This is a genomic window from Citrobacter sp. Awk 4 (assembly GCF_028069725.1).
Classification (GTDB): domain Bacteria; phylum Pseudomonadota; class Gammaproteobacteria; order Enterobacterales; family Enterobacteriaceae; genus Citrobacter_D.
On record NZ_JANEWG010000095.1, the window covers coordinates 1 to 6246 of the forward strand.

Here is a 6246-nt window from a genome sequence, read left to right on the forward strand (position 1 = left end):
TTCACAAAGTGATATTCACTCGATGAAACAAACTGATTGTGTCGATTTATTGAGCACCTGGTCGGATCTCTGAAATGCAAAGTGTGTTCATTCGACTAATAAACACACAAAATAAAAGCTTAACTGATGGGTTTATGTTAAGTATTTGGGTAATTGTGTGACATAGATCACATATTTTTCAAATTCGCAGCCCCGCTCCGTTGTATGTGACGATGGTGGCGAGTAGAGTTGCGTCGAATTAGGAAAAATCTTAGGTATTTGTAAGAATTGATGAAAACGTGTAAATGGCGAGTGTTCCCTGGAGGGAGCGCTTTCCAGTGCGCGTTTGTCCCTGAACACAGCTATGTATTTGACCTTCTTGATTTTTTTACCGGGGATTCCCGGCGACATCACGGGGTGCGGTTTTACCGCATAAAAATAAAATGGGTTATTCTGGATGGGAACAATGCACACATCCGAGTTGCTGAAACATATCTATGACATCAATTTGTCATATTTACTTCTTGCACAGCGTCTGATCGTACAGGACAAAGCATCCGCGATGTTCCGCCTGGGCATCAGTGAAGAGATGGCGAACACGCTGGGGACTTTGACGCTTCCGCAAATGGTCAAATTGGCCGAAACAAATCAGTTAGTGTGTCATTTCCGCTTTGACAGCAGCCAGACGATCACGCGTCTGACGCAAGATTCGCGTGTCGACGATCTTCAGCAAATTCATACCGGCATCATGCTGTCGACGCGTCTGCTCAACGACGTGAATCAGGCTGAAGAGATGGCGCGTAAGAAAAGGGCCTGATGATGAGCGAAAAAAGCATTGTTCAGGAAGCGCGCGATATCCAGTTAGCCATGGAATTGATTACCCTTGGCGCCCGTTTGCAAATGCTGGAAAGTGAAACACAGTTAAGTCGTGGTCGTCTCATCAAGCTGTACAAAGAATTACGCGGCAGTCCTCCGCCAAAAGGGATGCTTCCGTTTTCCACCGACTGGTTTATGACATGGGAGCAGAACATTCATGCGTCCATGTTCTGCAACGCCTGGCAGTTCTTACTCAAAACAGGTCTATGCAGTGGCGTGGATGCGGTGATCAAAGCGTATCGGCTTTACCTGGAGCAGTGCCCGCAGCCAGAAGAAGGACCGTTGCTTGCGCTCACCCGCGCCTGGACCCTCGTGCGTTTTGTTGAAAGCGGTTTGCTCGAATTGTCGCGCTGCAATTGTTGTGACGGTAATTTTATCACCCACGCGCACCAGCCTCCGGGCAGCTTTGCCTGCAGTTTATGCCAGCCTCCTTCCCGCGCCGTAAAAAGACGTAAACTTTCCCGAGATGCTGCCGATATTATTCCACAACTGCTGGATGAACAGATCGAACAGGCTGTTTAACCGATACGGTGTGGGCAAACACTCCAGCAGCGGTAAGCGATTACCGCTGCTTTTTTTTGTCTCGCGTACGCGTTAATGCCCCGACTGCGCATCCTGCCATAGTCAACAGCGGAAGGATGATGTCGTGCTTATCTTATTAGGTTACCTGGTGGTTATCGGTACAGTTTTCGGCGGTTATGTGATGACCGGCGGACACCTTGGGGCACTCTATCAGCCAGCTGAACTGGTCATCATCGGTGGCGCGGGTATAGGGGCGTTTATTGTCGGGAATAACGGCAAAGCCATCAAAGGGACGATGAAAGCGATCCCGTTACTGTTTCGACGTTCGAAATACACAAAAGCAATGTATATGGATTTGCTGGCGCTGCTCTATCGCCTGATGGCCAAGTCGCGCCAGCAGGGGATGTTCTCGCTGGAACGTGATATTGAAAATCCAGGCGAAAGTGAAATTTTCGCCAGCTATCCGCGCATTCTTGCCGATGCGGTAATGCTTGATTTTATTGTCGATTATCTGCGTCTGATCATCAGCGGCAACATGAATACCTTCGAAATTGAAGCGTTGATGGATGAAGAAATCGAGACCCACGAAAGTGAATCAGAAGTCCCGGCCAACAGTCTGGCGCTCGTCGGCGACTCGTTACCGGCGTTTGGTATCGTGGCGGCGGTGATGGGGGTGGTGCATGCACTGGCTTCCGCTGACCGACCGGCTGCGGAACTCGGCGCATTGATAGCGCATGCAATGGTGGGAACCTTCCTCGGGATCTTACTGGCTTATGGTTTTATTTCACCGCTGGCCAGCGTCCTGCGCCAGAAAAGTGCCGAAACCAGCAAAATGATGCAATGCGTGAAGGTCACTCTGCTCTCCAATCTGAACGGCTACGCGCCGCCGATCGCTGTCGAATTTGGCCGCAAAACGCTCTATTCCAGCGAACGTCCGTCATTTATTGAACTGGAAGAGCATGTGCGCGCGGTGAGAAATCCGAATCCGCAGCAGCAGACGACGACCGAGGAAGCATGAAAAATCAGGCCCATCCCATCGTCGTTGTAAAACGACGAAAACATAAAGGTCACGGCGGCGGTGCGCACGGCTCGTGGAAAATTGCTTACGCCGACTTTATGACCGCAATGATGGCGTTTTTTCTGGTCATGTGGCTGATTTCCATCTCCAGCCCGAAAGAGTTGATCCAGATTGCGGAATATTTTCGCACCCCGCTGGCAACGGCTGTGACGGGGGGCAACCGAATCTCGAACAGTCAAAGTGCCATTCCAGGCGGCGGCGACGACTACACCCAGCAGCAGGGGGAAGTCAACAAGCAGCCGAACATTGATGAGCTGAAAAAACGCATGGAGCAAAGCCGTCTGAGCAAACTGCGCGGCGACCTCGATCAGTTGATTGAATCTGACCCCAAACTGCGCGCGTTACGTCCGCATTTGAAGATTGATCTGGTTCAGGAAGGGCTGCGCATTCAGATTATCGACAGCCAGAATCGCCCGATGTTTAAAACCGGTAGCGCCGAGGTTGAACCGTATATGCGCGATATTCTGCGTGCCATCGCGCCCGTGCTTAACGGCATTCCGAATCGCGTCAGCCTCTCCGGGCACACCGATGACTTCCCCTATGCCAGTGGTGAAAAAGGTTACAGCAACTGGGAACTGTCTGCCGATCGCGCCAATGCGTCGCGCCGGGAGTTGGTCAGCGGCGGTCTGGACGATGGAAAAGTATTACGGGTGGTCGGCATGGCCGCCACGATGCGCCTGAGCGATCGCGGCCCTGATGATGCTATCAACCGCCGTATCAGCCTGTTAGTCCTCAATAAACAGGCAGAACAGGCCATTTTGCATGAAAACGCTGAAAGCCAGAATGAGCCAGTAAGTGTCTTACAACAGCCAGCGGCAGTGCCGTCGGCAAGCGTTCCCACATCGCCACCAGCCAATCCGAGGTGATAGCGTGAGCATGGATATAAGCGATTTTTATCAGACATTTTTTGATGAAGCTGACGAATTGTTGGCTGACATGGAACAGCACCTGCTTGATTTGGTGCCTGAGGCTCCGGATTCAGAGCAATTGAATGCGATTTTTCGTGCCGCGCACTCGATAAAAGGGGGCGCCGGTACGTTTGGTTTTACCGTTTTGCAGGAAACCACTCACTTAATGGAAAACCTGCTGGATGAAGCCCGGCGCGGTGAGATGCAGCTCAATACCGACATTATCAACCTGTTTTTGGAAACGAAAGACATTATGCAAGAACAGCTCGACGCCTACAAAAGCTCTGAAGAGCCGGATGCCGCAAGCTTCGAATACATCTGCAATGCGTTACGCCAGTTAGCGCTGGAAGCCAAAGGCGAAACAGCGCCTGCCGTCGTGAGCGCCGCCAAACTGAGTGTTGCGGACAGTATGGCGATGCAGGAAGAGACCGCGACGCCGCAGAGCAGCGAAGAGACGCAATTGCGCATTGTGCTCTCTCGCCTGAAAGCCAATGAAGTCGATTTACTGGAAGCGGAGCTGGGAAATCTGGCTACCTTAACGGATGTTGTCAAAGAGGCCGATAGCCTCAGTGCAACGCTGGATGGCAGCATTGCAGAAGATGACATTATCGCGGTGCTCTGCTTTGTGATTGAAGCCGACCAGATTGCATTTGAGCAGGTGCCTGTTACGCCTGCCAGCGACGAGGCGCCGCCGGTGGCCGTGGTGCCGTCGCCACAAACTCCGGCACTGGTTTCTGCGGTGAAGAACGCGACAAGCGAACCGCAGCCTGCGCGCGCGGAACGTGAAAAACCGGCCCGAGCCAGCGAATCGACCAGCATTCGCGTGGCGGTTGAGAAGGTGGATCAGTTGATCAACCTGGTGGGTGAACTGGTGATTACCCAGTCGATGTTGGCGCAACGCTCCAACGAGCTTGACCCGGTGAATCACGGCGATCTCATCACCAGCATGGGTCAGTTACAACGTAACGCCCGCGACCTGCAAGAGTCGGTCATGTCGATCCGAATGATGCCGATGGAGTACGTTTTCAGCCGCTTCCCGCGCCTGGTGCGCGATCTGGCAGGCAAGCTGGGCAAACAGGTTGAACTGACGCTGGTCGGTAGCTCGACGGAACTGGACAAAAGCCTGATTGAACGGATTATCGATCCCCTGACGCACCTGGTGCGCAACAGTCTCGACCACGGTATTGAGTTACCGGAAAAACGCATTGAATCCGGGAAAAGTGCGGTCGGGAATTTGATCCTTTCTGCGGAGCATCAGGGCGGGAATATCTGCATTGAAGTGACCGACGATGGGGCGGGGCTTAACCGTGAACGCATCCTGGCAAAAGCGGTGTCGCAAGGAATGGCGATCCACGAAAACATGACCGATGACGAAGTCGGTATGTTGATTTTTGCCCCAGGTTTCTCGACGGCGGAGCAGGTGACGGATGTGTCTGGTCGCGGTGTCGGCATGGACGTGGTGAAACGTAACATTCAGGAAATGGGCGGCCACGTTGAGATCCAGTCAAAACAGGGTTCCGGCACCACGATTCGCATTTTGCTGCCGCTGACGCTGGCAATCCTCGACGGGATGTCGGTGCGGGTGGCAAACGAAGTCTTCATTTTACCCCTGAATGCGGTGATGGAGTCGCTTCAGCCGCGCGAAGAAGACCTGCATCCGTTGGCGGGCGGCGAACGCGTGCTGGAAGTGCGCGGGGAATATTTGCCGCTGGTGGAGCTGTGGAAACTTTTCGATGTGGTTGGCGCGAAAACAGAAGCGACCCAGGGCATCGTCGTGATCCTGCAAAGTGCCGGACGACGCTATGCGCTGCTGGTTGACCAGCTTATTGGCCAGCACCAGGTGGTGGTTAAAAATCTGGAGAGCAACTACCGCAAAGTGCCGGGCATTTCGGCCGCCACCATCCTGGGCGACGGTAGCGTTGCGCTGATTGTGGATGTTTCTGCGCTGCAGGGTTTAAACCGCGAACAACGTATGGCGATCACCGCCGCCTGATTGAGTGAGGAAGGAAATAAATATGACCGGTATGAGTAATGTAACCAAACTGGCCGGCGAGCCGTCAGGCCAGGAATTTCTGGTGTTTACGCTGGGAGACGAAGAGTACGGCATCGACATTCTGAAAGTGCAGGAAATTCGCGGTTACGATCAGGTGACACGCATCGCTAACACGCCATCGTTCATCAAAGGGGTGACCAATCTGCGCGGCGTTATTGTGCCGATTGTGGATCTGCGTGTGAAGTTTAGCCAGGGCGACGTTGAGTATAACGACAATACGGTGGTAATCGTCCTGAATCTGGGGCAACGCGTTGTCGGGATCGTGGTCGATGGTGTGTCTGATGTGTTGTCGCTGACGGCGGATCAAATTCGTCCGGCTCCAGAGTTTGCCGTGACGTTGTCGACGGAATATCTGACAGGGTTGGGTGCGCTGGGCGATCGTATGCTGATTCTGGTGAATATCGAGAAATTGTTGAATAGCGAGGAGATGGCGCTGTTGGATATCGCGGCGTCTCACGTGGCGTAAATCCATAAGCGCTTCTCTGGAGGTAATGCCAGTGAGTTCAGCACTGGCAAACTAAAAAGTCATGAGGCATCTCCCCTGAAGAGGTGGCATGCTGGTTTTGCGAAGGGTTCCGTTCACCTTATGTTCTTCGCTTCTCTGGCATTTCATGTCCCGTGAACGGGTTAAGGGTGCTATCGCCGCACCCTTAACAATCCCGGCTCCCGGCAAGGAAAATTGCCGCTTCGCGGTGCCCTCCGCTTATTCCTCCAGGCTACCGGGTCGGGCGCGAGGTAACGTATATGGACGCTCCCGGGATGCAATATATTTTTCAGTTAAGCGATAAAACGGGTAGATGCAGCCATATATCCGGTTTCTGATGGGATTT

The 6246-nt window shown here is 53.0% G+C and carries 6 protein-coding genes; all 6 read left to right on the forward strand.

Translation table 11 applies throughout. The features are described 5' to 3' along the window. The first annotated feature begins 445 nt into the window (after positions 1–445). The 6 genes from flhD (at position 446) to cheW (ending at position 5882) form a co-directional block, all read left to right on the forward strand. On the forward strand, positions 446–796 hold the full coding sequence (gene flhD / locus NNO04_RS21935; protein ID WP_162382941.1) for a flagellar transcriptional regulator FlhD: 351 nt from the start codon (positions 446–448) through the stop codon (positions 794–796). Then, complete coding sequence (flhC, locus tag NNO04_RS21940; protein WP_193568797.1) at positions 793–1377, forward strand: flagellar transcriptional regulator FlhC; 585 nt, start codon at positions 793–795, stop codon at positions 1375–1377. Before flhD ends, flhC begins: the two co-directional genes overlap by 4 nt. 124 nt (positions 1378–1501) lie before the next feature. Further along, positions 1502–2395 carry a flagellar motor stator protein MotA gene (motA, locus tag NNO04_RS21945; protein ID WP_162382942.1) on the forward strand — a complete coding sequence of 298 codons (894 nt, stop codon included), beginning with the start codon at positions 1502–1504 and terminating at the stop codon, positions 2393–2395. After that, entirely contained in the window at positions 2392–3321 is a 930-nt protein-coding gene (gene motB / locus NNO04_RS21950) for a flagellar motor protein MotB (protein WP_271446461.1), read from the forward strand. The genes motA and motB overlap by 4 nt, the downstream gene beginning before the upstream one ends. Positions 3322–3325: 4 nt before the next feature. Next, complete coding sequence (gene cheA / locus NNO04_RS21955; RefSeq protein ID WP_271446462.1) at positions 3326–5356, forward strand: chemotaxis protein CheA; 2031 nt, start codon at positions 3326–3328, stop codon at positions 5354–5356. A 22-nt stretch (positions 5357–5378) separates the two neighbouring features. Then, the gene (gene cheW, locus NNO04_RS21960) at positions 5379–5882 is read left to right on the forward strand and encodes a chemotaxis protein CheW (protein WP_271446463.1); all 504 of its coding nucleotides are present in this window, start codon (positions 5379–5381) and stop codon (positions 5880–5882) included. Positions 5883–6246 lie beyond the last annotated feature (364 nt).